The sequence below is a fragment of the Pseudomonas sp. TSO6 genome, from assembly GCF_056098905.1.
The window spans coordinates 122,249-140,905 of sequence record NZ_JBLZWV010000021.1; the positions used below are offsets into that span (position 1 = coordinate 122,249).

At 66.5% G+C, this 18,657-nt stretch carries 3 protein-coding genes; all 3 read left to right on the top strand.

The genetic code is table 11. The features are described 5' to 3' along the window. The first annotated feature begins 151 nt into the window (after nt 1–151). The 3 genes from ACN6NG_RS07455 to ACN6NG_RS07465 all read left to right on the top strand — a co-directional run bounded on the left by ACN6NG_RS07455 (nt 152) and on the right by ACN6NG_RS07465 (nt 18,428). Complete coding sequence (locus tag ACN6NG_RS07455; RefSeq protein WP_474313371.1) at nt 152–14,884, top strand: non-ribosomal peptide synthase/polyketide synthase; 14,733 nt, start codon at nt 152–154, stop codon at nt 14,882–14,884. A gap of 52 nt (nt 14,885–14,936) precedes the next feature. After that, nucleotides 14,937–15,890, top strand: a complete 954-nt coding sequence (locus tag ACN6NG_RS07460; RefSeq protein ID WP_049275755.1) for an alpha/beta hydrolase — start codon at nt 14,937–14,939, stop codon at nt 15,888–15,890. Nucleotides 15,891–16,049: 159 nt separating this feature from the next. Continuing rightward, entirely contained in the window at nt 16,050–18,428 is a 2,379-nt protein-coding gene (locus tag ACN6NG_RS07465; RefSeq protein WP_063423112.1) for a TonB-dependent siderophore receptor, read from the top strand. Nucleotides 18,429–18,657 lie beyond the last annotated feature (229 nt).

Here is an 18,657-nt window from a genome sequence, read left to right on the forward strand (position 1 = left end):
CGGGCGCAATTCCCACCCCCTCGAAGGCCGCCGGCGGATTGGCTAAATCCCCGGCGGCCTTGCTCGTTCTCCCAAGTACATTCTGACGTGCGCCAGCCAGCAAGGCCCGCCGCGTCGGCGCCAATACGGATTTGAGGAGGGGCGTTTTTCCATGCTTTCTGACCAGAATGTGGAACTAGTACAGCGGTTCATTCGGCTGCCCATGCAGCAGCGCCGAGTGTTCTTCGAAAGGCTCCAGGCCAAGGGCATGAACCTGTCGCAGTTCCCCATTCCCGTGGTGCGCCACGCGTTCGAGGCCGTGCCCCTGTCCTATGCCCAGGAACGCCTGTGGTTCCTCTGGCGCCTGGACCCGCTTAGCCCTGCCTATCACATCCGTACTGCCCTGAGCCTCGATGGCGAGCTGGACGGCGCAGCGCTGCAGGCCAGCCTGGATGCCTTGGTGGCGCGCCACGAGGGCCTGCGTACCCGCTTCGTCGAGGACAACGGCCAGGTGTTCGCGCAGGTCGACGCAAAGGCGAAGATCAGCATCGAACAGCAGCCTTGGAACGGTTCGGATACCGAGCTGGATGCCTTTGTCGGCCAGTGGGCACGCCAGCCCTTCGAGCTGGACCAGGGCCAGCTGTTGCGCGGCCTGCTGCTGCGCCGCAGTGCCCGTGAGCATGTGCTGGTGCTGGTACAGCACCATATCATTTCCGATGCCGCTTCCATGCAGGTGATGGTCCAGGAGTGGCTGAGCCTCTACGCTGCTCACCTTGCAGGCCAGGTTCCGGCGCTGGCGGCCCTGCCGATCCAGTACGGCGACTACGCGATCTGGCAGCGCTGCTGGATGGAGGCCGGCGAGCGTGAGCGCCAGTTGAAGTATTGGCGCGAGCGGTTGGGTATGGACCCAGGCCCGCTGCAACTGCCCCTGGACCACCCGCGCCCACTGCGCGCCAGTCACCGCGGCGAACGGGTCAAGGTGCGGTTGCCGGCAGCGTTGGGCCAGGGCTTGCAGCAGCTCGCCCGTGAGCAAGGGGCGAGCGTGTTCATGGTCCTGCTGGCGTCGTTCCAGGCTCTGTTGCAGCGCTACAGCGGCCAGGACCAGGTACGGGTCGGTGTACCGATCGCCAACCGTCACCGCCAGGAAACCCAAGGCCTGATCGGCTTCTTCGTCAACACTCAGGTGCTGCAGGCGCAACTCACACCACAGATGAGTTTCCTGGACCTGCTCGAGCAGGTGCGTGCCAGCGTGGCCGAGGCCCAGAGCCATCAAGACCTGCCGTTCGAGCAGCTGGTCGAAGCCCTGCAACCCCAGCGCAGCGCCGGCCACAGCCCGCTGTTCCAGGTCAGCTACAACCATCAGGGCCGCCAAGGCCCGTCGCTGGCGCTGCCCGGCTTGAGCCTGACGCCCCTGGAACTCACCAGCGAAACGGTCAAGTTCGACCTGACCCTGGAAACCCAGGAGCAGGCCCAGGGCCTGAGCGCCTCCTTGCTCTACGCCACCGACCTGTTCCAGCGAGCCACCATCGAGCGCCTGGCCAGCGATTGGGCGGGCCTGCTGCATGGGCTTTGGGCCAACCCTAAGGCCGCCCTCTGCGAGCTGCCACTGCAGCCTGCGCAGCCGCCACAACGGCTGGAAGCCCGGCAGGCCGCGCCGCAGGTGCATCGACTGATCGAAGCGCAGGTCGACCGTGACCCCGAGGCCTTGGCACTGGTGGCCCAGGGCCGGCGGCTGAGCTACGGCCAGCTGGAGCAACAGGCGAACCACTGGGCTCAACGCCTGCTGGTCGAGGGGCTGCAGGCCGAGGAGCGGGTAGCGGTAATCGCGAGCCGTTCGGTAGCCTTGGCGGTGGGGGTGTTGGCAGTGCTCAAGGCCGGGGGTGCCTATGTGCCGCTGGACCCGCAGGAAAACCCCGAGCGCCTGGCGTTTCGCTTGAACGATGCGGGCGTGCGCCGGGCCCTGGTCGAGCCCGGTTTCGACGGCCCGTTGCCTGACGGGGTAGGGCGGCTGGAGTTGCGCGAGGTCGAGCGGCCGAGCGCAAAACGCCCCCACGTGGTGGTAGCGGCCGAGCAACTGGCCTATGTGATCTACACCTCCGGGACCACTGGCCTGCCAAAGGGCGTGGGGGTGTCCCATGGCGCGCTGGGCAACTATGTCCAGGGTGTTTCGGCGCGCTTGCCGCTGGCCGGCATGGCCAGCCTGGCCATGGTCTCGACCCCGGCGGCGGACCTTGGCCATACCGTGTTCTTCGGTGCCCTGTGCGCAGGCAAGGCCCTGCACCTGGTGGCCGCCGAAACGGCGGTGGACGCCCTGCGTTTCGCCGAGTATCTGGACCGCGAGCAAATCGACGGACTGAAGATCGTCCCGTCGCACCTGGAAAGCCTGGTCAATGCCCAGGGCCAGCAGCCGGTGCTGCCACGGCGTTGCGTGATACTGGGTGGCGAGAGCGCCTCTGAGGCCTTGCTAGGCACGCTGGCCAGGGTTGCGCCACGGTTGACGGTGATCAACCACTACGGCCCCACCGAAACAACGGTGGGGGTGCTCACCGCCGAACTGGCGGCAGGCCAGCCGGTGCTGCTGGGCCGTGCCTTGGCCGGCAGCCACGTGCAGGTGGCTTCGCCCTGGCTGCTGGCGATGCCCGCCGGCGCCCAGGGCGAGCTGTATATCGGGGGGAGCGGCCTGGCAAGGGGTTACCTGAACCAACCGGGGCTGACGGCCGAGCGCTTCGTGCCCGACCCGTTCGCCACCGAGGCGGGTGCACGCATGTACCGCAGCGGTGACCTGGCGCTGTGCCAGGCCGATGGCAGCTTGCGCTACCTTGGCCGCGCCGACCAGCAGATCAAGATCCGCGGCTTCCGGGTGGAACCAGAAGAAGTGGCGGCGCGTCTGCACCAGAGCGGTCAGGTTCGTGACCTCTGTGTCGTGGCCTGGCCGAGCCCGTCGGGGCCGCGACTGGTGGCCTATGGCGTGCCGGTGGACAACGGCCTGCTCGATGATCCTTTCCGTGCTCAGGCCCTGAGTGAGCAGTTGCGCCAAGGCCTGGCGGGGCAACTGCCGGACTACATGCAGCCGGCGGCGCTAGTGTGGCTGGCACAACTGCCGCTGACCAGCAACGGCAAGCTCGACCGCCAGGCCCTGCCGGCGCCTGACCTGCAAGGCACCCACAAGGCCTACCGGGCACCCCAGGGCCCGCTTGAGCAGCAAGTGGCGCAGGTCTGGGCCGAGGTGCTCAAGGTCGAGCGGGTCGGGCTCGACGACAACTTCTTCGAACTGGGCGGGCATTCGCTGCTGGCGATCTCGGTGATCGCTCGGCTGCGCCAGCAACTAGGCCTGGACCTGGGGTTACACAGCCTGTTCGACACGCCGGACCTGGCCGCCTTCGTGGCCGCCGCTGGCCAACAGGTGGTCACCGCCGGGCGCATCGCGCCGCGCCCTGCCGGGCAGCGGCGGGTGCCGTTGTCCTATGCGCAGCAGCGCCAGTGGTTCATCTGGCAGATGGACCGCGACAGTTCGGCGTATAACCTGCCGATGGCGTTCCAGGTGTCAGGCGAACTGGACCTGATGGCCCTGCAGCGGGCCTTCGACAGCCTGGCCGAGCGCCATGAGGTGCTGCGCACCCGCTTCGAGCAGGCTGACGAGGCGTTGCTGCAGGTGATCGAGGAGCCCGCGCCAGTGGCCCTGGAGGTCGAGGATTGCACGGGCGCCAGCGAGGCGCGGATCCGTCAGCGTGTGGAGCATGAACTGCACCGGCCCTTCGACCTGGAACGCGGCCCGCTACTGCGGGTACGGGTGTTGCACTGTGGCGCCGAGCGGCATGTGCTGACCCTGACCCTGCACCACATCGTCGCCGATGGCTGGTCGATTCCGCTGCTGGTCGGTGAGCTGTTGCAGGCCTACAGCGCCCAGCGCAACGGCCAGCCACTGGCGCTGCCGGCCATGCCGATCCAGTACGCCGACTACGCACTGTGGCAGCGCGAACCGGAGCAGACCGAGGAATACCGCCGGCAGCTGGTCTACTGGCGCGAGCGCCTGGGCGGTGAACAGCCCGCCCTGGAGCTGCCCCTGGATCACCCGCGCCCAGCCGTGCGCGATGCGGCGGGGGCCACCTTCAAGCTGGCGCTCGGCCCGGAGCGCCTGGCGGCCCTGCAGGCCTTGGCCCGCCAGGAAAAGGTGACGATGTTCATGCTGCTGCTGGCCTCGTTCAACCTGCTGCTGCACCGCTACAGCGGGGCAGGGGACATTCGCGTCGGGATTCCCACCGCCAACCGCAACCGCCTGGAAACCGAAAACCTGGTGGGTTTTTTCGTCAACACCCAGGTGATCCGCACCGACCTCGATGGCCTCGACAGCGTCCAGGGGCTGCTGGCCCAGGTCCGCGATTCGGTGGTGCAGGCCCAGAGCTGTCAGGACCTGCCGTTCGAACAGCTGGTCGATGCTGTGCGCCCGGAACGCAGCCTGAGCCTGAACCCGCTGTTCCAGGTGATGTTCAATCACCAGTCCGGCGTTGCCGAACAGGCCTCCGAGCACCTGCGCGCGGCCGGCCTGCAATTGCGCAGCCTGGACTGGGACAACGGCAATACCCACTTCGACCTGACCCTGAACACCGTCGAGGATGCCGCTGGCCTGCGTGCGTCCTTCACCTATGCGACCAGCCTGTTCGAGGCGGCCACCATAGAGCGCCTGGCCGGGCATTGGCTGGCACTGCTCGACGCGCTGCTGGCGCAACCGGATGCCCGGCTCTGCACCCTGGAACTGGAGCCGACCCGCGCCGCCGGGGCGCTGGCCAGTCGCTTGACGGTGCCGGCCCTGGTGCATGAACTGATTGCCCGTCAGGCCGAGCTGCAACCCGATGCCACCGCGCTGATCGCGTGTGACCGGCGGCTGACGTTCGCCGAACTGGAGGTAGAGGCCAACCAGCTGGCCTGGCGCCTGATCGAGGCCGGTGTTGGCCCAGAGACTCGAGTGGCGGTGGCCTTGCCGCGTCATTCGCTGAGCCTGGTTGCCTACCTGGCAGTGCTCAAGGCCGGTGGCGCCTATGTGCCGCTGGACCTGAACTACCCGCCCCAGCGCCTGGCCTACATGCTTGCAGACAGCCGCGCCAGCCTGGTGTTGAGCGAGACCGGGCTGCTGGACAGCGGCGCGCTGCCGGTCCTGTGCCTGGACCAGCCTCATGGGGGGGCTCTGCGCAGCGATGCGCCGGTGGTGGAGCTGTCGGTGCACAACCTCGCCTATGTGATCTACACCTCCGGTTCCACCGGCCAGCCCAAGGGCGTGGCAGTCAACCATGGGCCGGCGGCCATGCACTGCCTGGCCACCGGTCAGGTCTACGAGATGCGCGCGACCGACTGCGAGCTGCATTTCCTCTCGTTTGCCTTCGATGGCGCCCACGAGCGCTGGCTCACCGCGCTGATCCACGGCGCCAGCCTGCTGCTGCGCGACGACGAGGTGTGGAGCCCGGAGCGGCTTTGCGAAGAGATGCAGCGCCACGCCGTCAGCGTTGTCGCACTGCCGCCGGTGTACCTGATGGCGCTGGCCGAGCAGGTCGAGCGCGCCGGCAACAGGCCGGCCCTGCGGGTCTGCTGCTACGGTGGCGACGCGATGCCCAAGGCGGGTTTCGACAAGGTCCAGCGGGTGCTGGCGCCGCAGATCATGATCAACGGCTATGGTCCCACCGAGGCAGTGGTCACCCCGTTGATCTGGAAGACCGGTGCCGATGACCGCTGCGATGCGACCTACGCGCCGATTGGTGAGTGTGTCGGCGAGCGCAGCGCCATGCTGCTGGACGACTACCTGGCGCCCAAGCCGCTCAACTGTGCCGGCGAGCTGTATCTGGGCGGCCATGGCCTGGCCCGTGGCTATCTCGACCGCCCGGGCCTGACTGCGGAGCGCTTTGTGCCGGACCCTTACGGCGAGCCGGGGGCGCGGATGTACCGCAGTGGCGACCTGGTGCGCGAGCATGATGGCAACCTTGAGTACCTGGGGCGTGCCGACAATCAGGTCAAGGTCCGTGGTTTCCGCATCGAGCTGGGCGAAGTGGAAGCCCGGTTGAACCGCTTGGAAGGGGTAGCCGACGCGGTAGCTTCTGTTCAGGAGGGCGCCAGCGGCAAGCAACTGGTGGCCCACGTGATCGCCGCCGATGCAGGGGTGCTCGACAGCGAGGCGCGCCAGAGCGAGTTGCGCGAGGCCCTGCGCGCCGCCCTGGGCGCCGAGCTGCCGGACTACATGGTCCCGGCCTTCGTCGTATTCCTGGGTTCCTGGCCCCTGACCGCCAACGGCAAGCTCGACCGCAAAGCGTTGCCCAAGGCCGATGCCAGCGTTGGCCAGCAGGCCCACGAAGCCCCGGCCAACGCCCACGAACAAATGTTGGCGCAGATTTGGGCGGCGGTGCTGGGGTTGCCCCGGGTCGGCGTGCAGGACAACTTCTTCGAACTCGGCGGCGACTCGATCGTTACCATCCAGGTAGTCAGCCGCGCCCGTCAGGCCGGCCTGCACTTCAGTGCCCGTGACCTGTTCCAGCACCAGACGGTGCGAGCCCTGGCAGGGGTTGCGCAGCTCAGCGAGCAGAACCTTGCTGTCGGCACCGAAGTACCCGAGGGGGCCGTGGAACTGCTGCCGATCCAGCAACTGTTCTTCGCCCGGCCGATGAGCCAGCGCCAGCACTGGAACCAGTCCATCGTCCTGGAGCCGGCCCAGCGGGTCGAGTCCGAACCCTTGCGCCAGGCCCTGGCAGCCCTGCTGGCTCATCACGATGCCCTGCGCTGCCGCTTCCTCGAGGGTGTTGACGGCTGGCACGCCTGCCTGGGTGCCACTGCCGAGGACAATCCATTGCTCTGGTGCCGGGACTTCGCCGACGAGGCCCAGTGGCTCGAACTGTGCGAGCAGGCCCAGCGCAGCCTCGACATCGAACAGGGCCCATTGCTGCGGGCCTTGCTGGGGCAGGGCGCCGATGGCGGCCAGCGCCTGTTGCTGGTTATCCATCATCTGGTGGTGGACGGGGTCTCCTGGCGTATCCTGCTCGAAGACCTGCAGAACACCTACACCCGCCTGTGCCAGGGCCAGGCCCCGGCGTTGCCGGCGCGAACCAGCTCGCTGCAGGCCTGGGCCCTGCATCTGCAGGACTATGCCCGTGGCCGCGCAAGCAGCCAGCTGGAGTTCTGGCACGCGCAACTGCAGGACGTCGACGCGGCCTTGCCGATGGCCCGCACTGGCGCCAGCGGGCTTAACCAGGACGCCTGCAAGCTCGGGGTTGCCCTGGACGCCGAGACCACCCGGCGCCTGCTGCAACAGGCGCCTGCGGCCTATCGCACGCGCATCAATGACTTGCTGCTGACCGCCCTTGTCCGGGCGTTCGCTCAGGAACTTGGGTTGCCGGCGTTGCCGGTGCTGCTTGAAGGCCATGGCCGCGAAGACCTTGGTGGCAACCTCGACCTGACCCGCACGGTCGGCTGGTTCACCAGCGTCTATCCGCTGCGCCTGAGCGCCGGCCCAGACCTGGCCGAGTCGATCAAGCAAGTCAAGGAACAACTGCGCAGTCTGCCGGACAATGGCCTGGGCTTCGGTGCCCTGCGCTACCTGGGCAGCGACGAGGCCCGCGAGCGCCTGGCCGGGCCACTGCCGCGCGTCACCTTCAACTACCTGGGCCAGTTCGACAGCAGCCTGGACGCCAGCGACAACCTGTTCAGCGCCAGTGCCCATGCCCGTGGCGCCGATCAGAGCCAGCAAGCCGGCCTGAGCAACTGGCTGACCCTCAACGGCCAGGTGTTCAAGGGCGTGCTCAGCTTCGGCTGGAGCTTCAGCCGGCATCAGTTCGAGCCCGAGGCCATCGGCCGCCTGGCCGACGCCTTCATCGACCAGTTGCAACAGATCGTCCAGCATTGCTGCCAGGTCGAACACCAAGGGTTGACGCCCTCCGACTTCCCCGCTCTGCAACTGACACAGGCACAACTGGATCAACTCCCGGTCGCGGCCCGGGACATCGAAGATATCTACGAGCTGGCGCCGATGCAGCATGGCATGCTGTTCCACTCGCTGTACGAGCAGCAGCGCGCCCAGTACGTCAACCAGCTGCGCATGGATGTCAGCGGCCTGGATCTGCAGCGTTTCGTCGACAGTTGGCAGGCGGCCCTGGACGGCCATGCCATTCTGCGTACCGGGTTCATCTGGCAGAACGACCTGGCCGAGCCGCTGCAGGTGGTCTGCAAGCCGCTGCCGCTGCCGTTGCAGGTGCTTGACTGGCAGGGTCGCGAGGACCTGCCAGGCGCCCTGGAGGCGCTGGCCCTGGACCAACGAGCTCAAGGTTTCGACCTGCAGCGGCCGCCGCTGCTGCGCCTGACCCTGGTCGCCACGGCCCCGGGCCGGCACCACCTGATCTACACCGTCCACCACATCCTGATGGATGGCTGGAGCAACTCCCAACTGCTCGGCGAAGTGCTGCAGCGCTACAGCGGCAAGGCCCTTACGGCCGGTGCCGGGCGCTACCGCGACTACATCGACTGGCTGAAGCGTCAGGATCCGCAGGCCAGCGAGGGCTTCTGGAAAGCCCAGCTGGCACCACTGGTCGAACCGACCCTGCTGGCCCAGTTGCAACCGCCGCTGCTCGAAGCCGCGGAGGGTTATGGCGATGCCTTCGAACTGCTCGACGAGGCCCGTTGTACCCGACTGGCCCAGGCTGCCCGGGACATGAAAGTGACCTTCAACAGCCTGCTCCAGGGCGCCTGGGCCGTGCTGTTGCAGCGCTTGAGCGGCCAGGATTGCGTGGCCTTCGGCGCCACCGTGTCCGGCCGCCCGGCGGAGCTGGACGGCATCGAACAGCAGATCGGCCTGTTCATCAACACCCTGCCGGTGATCAGCAGCCCGGACCCGAGGCAGACTGGCAGCGACTGGTTGCGCCAGGTCCAGGCCCTGAACCTGGCCCTGCGCGAGCAGGAGCACACGCGCCTGGCGGATATACAGCGCTGGGCCGGCAGCAATGGCATGGCCCTGTTCGATACCTTGCTGGTGTTCGAGAACTACCCGGTATCCCAGGCTCTGCAGGAGAAGGCCCCGCACGGCCTGGCCTTCGACGGGCTGATCAACGAGGAGCGCACCAGCTATCCGCTGACCCTGCTGGTCCATCAGGGCCAGACTTTGAAGATTCACGCCAGCTACGAGCGCGCGCGCTTCACGCCGGCCAGCATCGCCGGGTTGCTGCAGCAGTGGGTGCACCTGGCCGAGTCCCTCGCCTTGCTGCCGCAGCGGCCATTGGGCCAGCTCGGGGTCTTGCCAGCGGTCCAGCACCAGCACGTGCTGGCGGACTTCAACCGCACCGGCCATGACTACCCCGTGCAACAACCGCTGCACGCCATCATCGAGGCCCAGGTCGAGCGCACGCCGGATGCCATCGCTGTTGTCTTCGAGGGCCAGCGCCTGAGTTACCGCCAGCTCGACGAACGCGCCAACCACCTGGCCTGGCAATTGATCGATGCCGGCGTCGGGACACAGACCTTGGTCGGGGTTTGCGCCGAGCGCAGCCTGGAACTGGTGGTCAGCCTGCTGGCGGTGCTCAAGGCCGGCGCCGCGTATGTGCCGCTGGACCCGGACTACCCGGCCGAGCGCCTGGCCTACATGGCCGAGGACAGCGGCATTCGCGTGCTGCTGGGGCAGGCGTCGGTGCTGCAGCGACTCGGCGCCTTCGATGGGGTCAAGTGCTTGCAACTGGAGGCCCTGCAGGGGCGGACCCCACAGCGCCCGGCCATCGCCGGCCTGGACGGCGAGGGGCTGATGTACCTGCTCTACACCTCTGGTTCCACCGGCCGGCCCAAGGGCGCCGGCAACTGGCACGGGGCGCTGATCAACCGTATTGGCTGGATGCAGAGGGCGTATGCCTTGCACAGCGGTGATGTGGTACTGCAGAAAACGCCGTTCAGCTTCGACGTTTCGGTCTGGGAGTTCTTCTGGCCGCTGATGGTCGGCGCCCGCCTGGTGCTCGCCGCCCCCGGCGACCACCGCGACCCGGCGCGGCTGATCGAGTTGATCGAGCGTGAGCAAGTCACCACCCTGCATTTCGTGCCGTCGATGTTGCAGGTGTTCCTGCAGGAGCCGCAGGTTGAGCGTTGCACCTCGGTCCGCCGGCTGTTCTGCAGCGGCGAAGCGCTGCTGGCCGACACCCAGGCCCAGGTCTTCGACAAGCTGCCTGACACCGGGCTGTACAACCTATATGGCCCCACGGAGGCGGCCATCGACGTTACCCACTGGACCTGCCGGGAAGAGGGCCGCGACAGCGTGCCGATCGGCCAGCCGATCGACAACCTGGCCTGCTACATACTGGACGACAGCCTGCAGCCGTTACCAGTGGGCGCCCGTGGCGAGCTGTACCTCAGTGGCATCGGCCTGGCCCGCGGCTATCACCGCCGCCCGGGCCTGACCGCCGAGCGTTTCCCGGCGGACCCGTTCAACCCCGGTCAACGCATGTACCGCACAGGCGATCTGGCACGCTACCGGGACGATGGGGTGATCGAGTACCTGGGGCGCACCGACCATCAGGTCAAGCTGCGCGGCCTGCGCATCGAACTGGGGGAAATCCAGGCGCGGCTGTTGGAGCATGAGTTGGTCCAGGATGTCTGCGTGCAGGTGCTTGATGCCAGCCAACTGGTGGCCTGGCTGGTGCTGACCGAACAGCGGGATGACTGGAAGGCGCTGTTGCAGGTGCACCTGGCGGCGCAACTGCCCGAGTACATGGTGCCGGCGTACTGGCTGGCGCTCGAACGCATGCCCCTGAGCCCCAATGGCAAGCTCGACCGCAAGGCCCTGCCGGCCCCTGAGCGCCAGGCCAGCGCCGAGCACGTCGGCCTGTGCGGCCCGGTGGAAACCCTGTTGGGCGAGATCTGGGCGCAGGTGTTGCGTGTGCCTCAGGTCGGCGCGCTGGACAATTTCTTCGAACTGGGCGGGGACTCGATCTTGTCGATCCAAGTGGTGGCCCGGGCCCGTCAGGCGGGGCTGGAGATCAACCCCCGGCTGGTGTTCCAGTTCCCCACCGTGCGTCAACTGGCGGCCCAGGCCAGCGAGGCGCGGGAGCAACCGGTAATCGAGGTCCCGGCTGTGCTACATCGCCTGAACGATGAGCAGGTGGCACGGCTGCCGGTGTCCCACGCACAGTTGGCTGACCTTTATCCGCTGTCGCCGATGCAGCAGGGCATGCTGTTCCAGTGCCTGAACGAACAGGCCGGCGGCGTGTACGTCAACCAGCTCAGCATCTCGGTCAAGGGCCTGGACAGCGAGCGCTTCGGCGCCGCACTGGCTGAGGTGTGCCGACGCCACAGCATTCTGCGCACTGGCTTTATCTGGCAGGAGCTGAATGAACCGCTGCAGTTCGTGCTCGACAGCGTGTGCACCCCGCTGCGGGTAGTCGATGGCCGCGAATGGACAGACCAGGAGCAGGGCGTTGCCGAGCTTGCCGCCCAGGAGCGGGCACAGGGCATTGCCCTGGACCAGCCATCCCTGCAGCGGGTGCTGCTGGTGCGCACGGGCGAGCACCAGCACCAGTTGATCTGGACCTACCACCATATCCTGGTGGACGGCTGGAGCCTCTCGCAGCTGATCGGCGAGGTGCTGGGCCTGTATGCCGGGCGCGACCTGGTCGCAGCCACCCCGTACCGGGACTATATCGCCTGGCTGCAACGCCAGGATGCCGGCGCTGGCGAGCGCTTCTGGCGTGAGCAGCTGGCGAGCCTGGAGGAGCCCTGCCTGCTGGCCAGCACCGTGCCGGTGCAAGCCGGGCGCCAGGGCCACGAAGCCCTTTATAGCCACCTGGACGCCGAGCCCCTGAGCGCCTTCGCGCGATCCCAGCACGTGACCCTCAACACGCTGGTGCAAGGCGCCTGGCTGATTCTGCTTAGCCGCTTCAGCGGCCAGCGCAGCGTGGCCTTCGGCTCCACTGTGGCCGGGCGTTCACCGACGTTGCCCGGCGCCGAACGGATCATGGGGCTGTTCATCAATACCCTGCCGGTGGTGCGCGAGCTACACCCCGAGGCCCATGTCGGTGCTTGGCTGCGCGAGCTGCAGGACTGCAACCTGGGCATGCGCGATCACGAGTACGTGGCCCTGGCCGACATCCAGCGCTGGGCCGGGCAGGCCGGGCGGGCGCTGTTCGACAGCATCATCGTGTTCGAGAACCAACCGGTGGATGAGGCTTTGCGCCAGTTCAGCGACGCCTCCCTGGAGTTCGGCCCGAGTACGGGCAGCGGCCTGACCGACTTCCCCATGGACTTGATGGTCACCGTGGAACAGGGGTGCCTGTCGATCGAGTACATGTACTTGCGTCGCTGCTTCGAGGACGAGACCGTGCTGGCCATCCGCGCCGCCATGGAAAGCCTGCTGCAACGCCTGTGCGACAGCCCCGACCAGCGCTTGGGCCAGCTTGGCCTGCCGGTGTCGGCGCCGCAACCGCTGGCGGTCGAAGCGGCCCCGGCGCAGTGGGTGCACCAGCGTATCGAAGGCTTGGCTCGCCAGCAGCCTCAGGCCTTGGCCCTGAGCTGCGCCGGGCAATCCCTGAGCTATGCCGAGCTGGACCGGCGCAGCAACGCCCTGGCCCACCGACTGATCGCCGCCGGCGTCGGCCCGGAAGTGCGGGTGGCAGTTGCGTTGCCACGCAGCGCCGGTCTGCTGGTCAGCCTGCTGGCGGTGCTCAAGGCCGGCGGCGCCTATGTGCCGCTGGACCTGAACTACCCCCGCGCGCGCCTGGCCTACCTGCTCGAGGACTGCGCCGCGCAATTGTTGATCACCGATAGCGCGGCCCGTGCCAGCCTGCCGGTTCCGCCCGGGCTGGCCTGCCTGGAGCTGGGGGCGCTGGCATCCATGCCCGAGGTGGAGCAAGCCCCGAGCGTGAACTTGCAGGCCGATAACCTTGCCTATGTGATCTACACCTCCGGCTCCACCGGGTTGCCCAAGGGCGTGGCGGTCAGCCACGGCCCGTTGGCCCGGCATTGCCACGCCATCGGCCTGCGCTACGAGATGAGCCCGGTCGATTGCGAGCTGCATTTCATGTCGTTCGCCTTCGACGGCGCCCATGAGCGCTGGTTGACTGCGTTGACTCACGGGGCCCGCCTGCTGGTGCGTGACGAGCAACTCTGGACCCCGGAACAGACCTTGCGCGCCCTGGATCAGCATCAAGTGACGGTGGCGGCTTTCCCGCCGGCCTACCTGCAGCAACTGATCGAGCAGGCCCGCCTCGATGGTGCGCCAGCGTCCATGCGGGTCTACTGCTTTGGTGGCGACGCCTTGCCCCAGGCCACTTATGAGCAAGCCCGGGAGGTACTGGGGGCCCAGTACCTGATCAACGGCTACGGCCCCACCGAAACCGTGGTCACTCCACTGCTCTGGCGCGCCGACGCCCGACGCCGCTGCACCAGCGCGTATGCACCGATCGGCGAGCCTGTGGGGCCGCGCCGGGCGCTGGTGCTGGACAGCGACCTCAATCCGCTGCCGCCGGGCGTGGCCGGCGAGCTGTACCTGGGCGGCGAGTTCCTCGCTCGCGGCTACCTGCACCGTCCGGGGTTGAGCGCCGAACGGTTCGTCGCCGACCCGTACGGCCGTGGCGAGCGGCTGTACCGCACCGGCGACCTGGTGCGCGAGGACGCCGACGGCACCTTCCATTACTTGGGGCGGGTCGATAACCAGGTCAAGATCCGGGGCCTGCGCATCGAGCTGGGCGAGATTGAAGCCCGCCTGCTGGCCCAGCCCGGGGTCCGCGAGGCGGCGGTGATCGCCCGGGAGCTGCCTGGCGGCAAGCGCCTGCTCGCTTATGTGGTGGGTGCGCCCGAGTGGCTGGCCGACCCGTCCATCGGCCCGGGCCTGCGCGAGGCCCTCAAGCAGGCTTTGCCGGAGTTCATGGTGCCTTGGCAGATCAGCGTGCTGGCGGCGATGCCGCTGAACCCCAACGGCAAGCTTGATCGCCGGGCCTTGCCCGACCCGCAATTGGCCCAGGCGACGGGTGGCTACGTGGCACCCCGGACCGAGTTGCAGATCGCACTGGCCGAAATCTGGGCCAAGGTGCTCAAGGTCGAGCGGGTCGGCCTGCACGACAACTTCTTCGAGCTGGGTGGCGATTCGATCCTCAGCTTGCAAGTGGTGGCCCGCAGCCGACCGCTGAAGGCCCTGGGCCTGACCCTGAAGCTGCGAGACCTGATTCAGAAGCCGACCATCGCCGAGCTCAGCGGCGAATCGGCTGCCCCGGCCGGTGCCAACGCGGTGCTGGCGCTCAACGGCCCGGCGCCGGGGCAGCCGCCGCTGTTCTGCGTGCATGCCGGCTACGGCACGGTGTTCGACTACGAGCCATTGGCCCGTAGCCTCGATGGACAGCGCCAAGTGCTGGCGATCCAGTCGCGGATGCTGCTGGACCCGGGCTGGAGCGACGAGTCGTTGCTGGCCATGGCCCAGGACTACGTCGGCTATGTGCGCGAGCGTCAGCCCCAGGGGCCTTACTGGCTGGCCGGTTGGTCGCTGGGTGCGACCCTGGCGGCGCTGATGGCGGCGGAGCTGGAGCTCCAAGGCCAGCAGGTGGCGTTTCTGGGGCTGCTCGACGGGTTCGTTCCGGGGGCCGAACCAGTTGCCCGAGCCGAGGCGCAGGAACAGCCGCGGCTATTGCCGGCGGGCCTTAGTACCGAGGACCTGGCCCTGGGCCTGGCCACCGGCCGGCACTTGCGTGGATTGTCCTCGGCCCTGACGGCCTGTGCACCGGTCCAGGCCCGTGCTCACTGTTGGTGGGTCCATGGCCGAGAGGCCGAGGCCCAGGCGCTGTACCAGCAGCTGGGCCAGGGGCCGGCGGCGAGTGTCTGGCTCGACTGCGGCCACTATGAGGTGCCGCACCATCGCCAGGTACTGGACGACTTGCTGCAACTGCTGGATGCGCCCGTCACCAGCCTGTCTTGAACCCCTTTCGGCGCCCGCAAGGGCGCCTTTCTCTGATTCTCAGGATGTACCCATGACCTTGAACCCGGATATCGCCGCTTACCTGGAGCTGGTGGAGGCTGGCCGCGATGTTGGCAAAAGCATTGCCATGCACCAGATGAGCCCGGAACAGGCGCGCGCCCAGTTTGACGAATCATCGCTGCTGATGAACCTGGTCCCGGTGGAGATCGAGCACGTCCAGCCCCTGCGTTTTCAGACGCGTGACGGTCACTGGCTGCAAGGCCGGCTGTACGCCCGGCAGGCGCCGGGCAGCACGGAGCAGGGCGCCTTGCTGTATTTCCATGGCGGCGGCTATGTGGTAGGCAGCCTCGATTCCCATGACAACCTGTGCCGGACGCTTGCTCAGCAGTCCGGGCAGGTGGTGATCGCGGTGGAGTACCGATTGGCGCCGCAATGGCGCTTCCCCACCGCCTTCGAAGATGCCGAGGACGCCTGGGCCTGGCTGCTGGAACAGCGCGAGCTGAACCTGGACCGGGCCCGGCTGGCGGTCGGCGGCGACAGCGTCGGGGGCAGCCTGGCCGCAGCCCTGGCCAACAGCCTTGGTCAGGCGCTGGTGCGGCCTTGCCTGCAAGTGCTGCTGTACCCGGTGACCGATGCCAGTTGCTGGCGCGAATCCCACCAGCGCTATGCCAGCGGCTACCTGCTCGAGCGGCAGAGCCTCGAGTGGTTCTACAGCCACTACCAGCGTCGCCCCGAGGACCGCGCCGACCCGCGCTTGTCGCCACTGCTGGGGGCGCTGCCGGCGGGCCTGGCACCCACCTGGCTGCTGCTGGCCGGCCACGACCCGCTGCTGGACGAGGGCGTGGCCTATGCCGCGCACCTGCGTGAGTCGGGCGCGCCGGTGCAGCTTCAGGTCCACGAGGGCATGACCCACGACTTCATGCGCATGGACGCGGTGGTCGAAGACGTTGTGGCCATCCAGACCGATCTCGGCGAGCGTCTAGCTCAGGCCCTGGGAAGCCACTGAGGGGGCTGGATAACTTTTTTTCAAAAAGTTCATCCGGTTTTCCACGATGTTCCGTCTTATTTAGAAATACGAAGCATTGTTATCCGCTATTCGCTCTCAGGACTTTATAAAATCATGCCGACTCAACAACAGAACCGGTCCCTGCTCAAGGCGCTCTGCATGCGGCGGGCTCTGCGTTCACCTTTCCACCTCAGCGCCCTGACCCTCGGCCTGATGGCCTCCAGCGTCAGCTACGCGCAAGCTTTGGCGTTCGACATTCCGTCGCAGAGACTCTCCTCGGCGATCCAGGCCCTGGGCCAGCAAGCCAATATCCAGGTGCTGTTCAACCCGACCGACGTCGACGGCAAGCGCAGCACCGCCGTGCGCGGTAGCCTGGAAGTGCGGGACGCCATCGCCCAGATGCTGGCGGGCACCGGTGTGCGCTACAGCCTGCAGGACGGGGTGCTGATGATTCACGCGGTCGACTCCTCAGTGATGGAACTGAACCCCACAGCCGTCAGCGCCGTAGCCCTCGGCGCCACCACCGAAGGCACCGGCACCTACACCACCGGTGTCAGCACCACCGCCACCAAAATGGCCATGAGCCTGCGCGAGACGCCGCAGTCGGTGACCGTTGTGACCCGCAAGAAGATGGACGACCAGAACGTCCAGAACCTCGACGACATTGCCCGCACTGTCACCGGGATCACCCTGACCAAGCTCGGCACCGATCGCTCCACCTACTACGCGCGCGGCTTCGAGATCAACGACCTGCAGTACGACGGCATTCCGACCAACATCTCGGAAAACTACTCCATGGACGTCATGTCCACGGCGAACATGGCCATCTACGACCGGGTTGAAGTTGTGCGCGGTGCCAATGGCCTGATGCAGGGCACCGGCAACCCCTCGGCGGCCATCAACCTGATTCGCAAGCGCCCGACGCGCGACTTTCGACTGGGCGCGGAACTGGGGGCTGGCTCCTGGGACAACTATCGCAGCCAGGTGGACGTATCCGGCCCGCTGACCGATGAGGGCAACATCCGTGGCCGAGCGGTGGCCTACTACAACACTGCCGACAGTTACCGTGATGGTGCCCAGCGCGACAACCAGCTGCTGTACCTGATCGGCGAAGCAGACCTGAATGATTCCACCGTCCTCACCCTGGGCGCCACCATCCAGAAGGACAACCAGAATGGCTATGACTGGGGCGGCTTGAATACCCGCGCCGACGGCTCGTTCTACCCGCTGTCGCGTTCCACCAACCTCAATGGCAAGTGGGCGCATCTGGACCGCAACAACTACAACCTGTTCAGCGACATCACCCACTACTTCGACAACGAGTGGAAGGTGACGCTGGCGATGAACTCGATCTGGTCGAACGCGGACTTTCTGTCGTCCTACCCGAACCGGGTATCCGGTGACAACACCAGGTTGACTGTTTCGCAAGCAGACTACAAAGACACCCAGTTTGGTGTGGATTTGTACGCCACCGGGCCGTTCCAGCTGTTTGGCCGCGAGCACCAACTGATGTTCGGCGCCAACACCCGCAAGGACGATTTCGACGCGGTCATCAAGACTGCGACCAACAACCCGGTCGTCGATATCACCGATTTCGACTACAGCTCGCTGCCGCACCCGATCCTTTCTGCCACCGGGAGCGATTACAACTACATTCGCAAAGAACGCGGGCTCTACCTAGCCTCGCGCTTCAGCGTTACGGACGATTTGAGCCTGATTCTGGGTACCCGTTTCAGTTGGTCCGACTATAAGGTCAGCAGCCCGTATACCAACGACCAATACAAAGAAAACGGTCGTATGGTGCCCTATGCCGGCCTGGTGTATGACCTCAACAAGAACCACACCTGGTATGCCAGCTACACCGAGATCTACAAGACTCAGAGCTACTATGGTGCGGGGAACACGCTGCTGGATCCGATCGAAGGCGAGAACTACGAGACCGGTATCAAGAGCGAGTATTTCGATGGTGCCCTCAATACCTCCTTCGCGATCTTCCAGACCGACTTGCAGAACATGCCGGAGGCACTGTCGGTTGCGCCGACTTGTGGCGTGACCGGTACCAGCAAGTGCTACAAGACCGGCGCCAAGGTTCGCAACCGCGGTTTCGAACTGGAGGTCTCGGGTGAACCCGTACAAGGTTGGAACGTCAGTGCCGGCTACACCTACAGCGACCCGGAGTATGTGGCTGGCAGCAGCAAGGGTAGCGACTATTACAGCAAGATCCCCCGCCGTTTGCTGAAAGTCTCTACTGACTACCGTCTGCCTGGCGTGTTGGACCAATGGAATGTGGGTGGCGATGTCTACGCCCAGAGCCGTACCTCCGCCGACACCACCGGCTACGATATCAAGCAGGGCGGCTACGCCTTGCTGAATCTGCACGCCAACTACCAGATCAACCGCCAGTTCAGCGTTCAGTACAACTTGAACAATGCCCTGGACAAGGTCTACTACCAGTCGTTGCCGACCTCCAACAACTGGGGTGGCTTGTACTACGGCGACCCGCGCAACTTCTCGGTGACCTTGCGTTATCAGTACTGAGTCAACTGCCTTTACCAGCCCTGCCCGGCGTTGTCGGGTGGGGTTTTTTTATGCGCGTATGTCTTGAAATCTGGATCGGGCTGGCAGGGCTTGCCACAACATCTAGAGGTCAGGTTGGTGAAGAGGAAGAGGAAGAGGAAGAGGAAGAGGAAGAGGAAGAGGAAGGTGAAGGGGAAGGGAAGGGAAGGGAAGGGAAGGGAAGGGAAGGGAAGGGAAGGGAAGGGAAGGG